Here is a 1,624-nt window from a genome sequence, read left to right as displayed (position 1 = left end):
AATCTGGTCGGCTTGGCTGCCTTGGAAGCTTTGTTGTCCGACGCCGCACAACCTTACGCGGCGCTGGCAACAGTGGCACCGCTGCCGGCTGGCACGTCCACGCTTGCCCAATTGGTCGACGGCATCGCCGCGACTGGCCACGGGCTGGTGATGGTGATGGGCAAGGGCGGTGTCGGCAAGACCACCATCGCTGCCGCCGTCGCAGTAGAACTGGCGCATCGTGGCCTACCGGTGCACCTGACTACGTCTGACCCGGCCGCACATCTGGCGGACACCTTGAGCGACACCGTGCCTAACCTGAGCATCAGCCGCATCGACCCGGCAGCCGAGACCGCACGCTACCGCGACGAAATTCTGGAGAGCAAGGGCAAGGATCTGGACGCAGCGGGGCGCGCGCTGCTGGAGGAAGACCTGCGTTCGCCGTGCACCGAAGAGATCGCGGTGTTTCAGGCCTTCTCGCGGGTAATCCGCGAGGCAGGGCGCAAGTTTGTGGTGATGGATACCGCGCCGACCGGCCACACCCTGCTGCTGCTGGACGCGACCGGCGCCTACCACCGCGACATGGTCCGGCAGATGGGCGACAAGGGCCTGCACTTCGTCACGCCGATGATGCAGCTGCAGGACCCGGCGCGCACCAAGGTGCTGATCGCAACGCTGGCCGAGACTACGCCAGTGCTGGAAGCCGCCGCCTTGCAGGCCGACCTTGAACGTGCCGGCATCACGCCGTGGGCGTGGGTGGTCAACCAGAGCGTCGCCGCTGCCGGCGTGCGTTCGCCGCTTTTGGTACAGCGGGCAGGCAACGAGGTGCGCGAGCTTGATGCGGTGCTGACCCATCACGCCAGGCAAGTCGCCTTGTTGCCGTTGATGGCGGAAGAGCCGGTAGGCGCGGCTGCCCTGACCGCACTCGCGTCATCGGCCTGAACCAGCAGCCCCGTACGGGGCTGCTGTAACCATAGTTATCTTGTATGTTTTGCGTCATTTCAATGATTGTTGTATCGTAGAAACGATGAAATTTACTTACTCCCGCTCGGAGTTAAGAAAGAAGAGGTTGTGATGTTTTCGTTTTCCATGGCGTCGCTGCAGTCTGCAGCGTCGATGTTTGTGTTTTTGGCGCTGGAGCTATCGCTGCTGTTCGTGCTGATCAGCTTCGCGGTTGCCGCCATCCAGCACAAGCTGCCGGCGGGCAAGGTGCAGTCTTTGCTCAGCAGCAAGAAGGGGAGCGGCTATCTGACTGCTGCCGCGATCGGCTCGGTCACGCCGTTTTGCAGTTGTTCGACCATCCCGATGCTGAACGGTTTGCTGCGCGCGGGGGCCGGCTTTGGTCCGACCATGACTTTTTTGTTCGTGTCGCCGTTGCTCAACCCTATCGTGGTCGGGCTGTTGTGGATCACCTTCGGCTGGAAGGTGACGCTGGTCTATATGGCGGCGACCTTGCTGGTCTCGCTGCTGGCCGGTGTGCTGTTGGAACGCTTGAATTTCGGCCGTTACGTGAAGCAGACCGCGCCGAGGGCGAGTGCGTGCTGCACCACAAAACCGGCGGTAAAACCCGAGACCGCCTGCTGTACGCCCAAGCCGGTCGAGTCCAAGACTGCTTGCTGTGCACCTAAGACGATCGAGTCCAAGA

2 protein-coding genes are annotated in these 1,624 nt (G+C 62.3%); both read left to right on the top strand.

What is annotated here, in order from left to right; all coding sequences use genetic code 11:
- The coding region (locus tag E5K04_RS16565) for an ArsA-related P-loop ATPase (protein ID WP_328591047.1) at nucleotides 1–921 on the top strand (921 nt) is incomplete at its 5' end.
- A 147-nt stretch (nucleotides 922–1,068) separates the two neighbouring features.
- A partial coding sequence (locus E5K04_RS16710) for a permease (RefSeq protein ID WP_205700411.1) occupies nucleotides 1,069–1,624 on the top strand: 556 nt, incomplete at its 3' end.

The sequence above is a fragment of the Crenobacter intestini genome, from assembly GCF_004919095.1.
Lineage (GTDB): Bacteria > Pseudomonadota > Gammaproteobacteria > Burkholderiales > Chromobacteriaceae > Craterilacuibacter > Craterilacuibacter intestini.
This window is presented reverse-complemented; position numbering and strand designations above follow the sequence as displayed.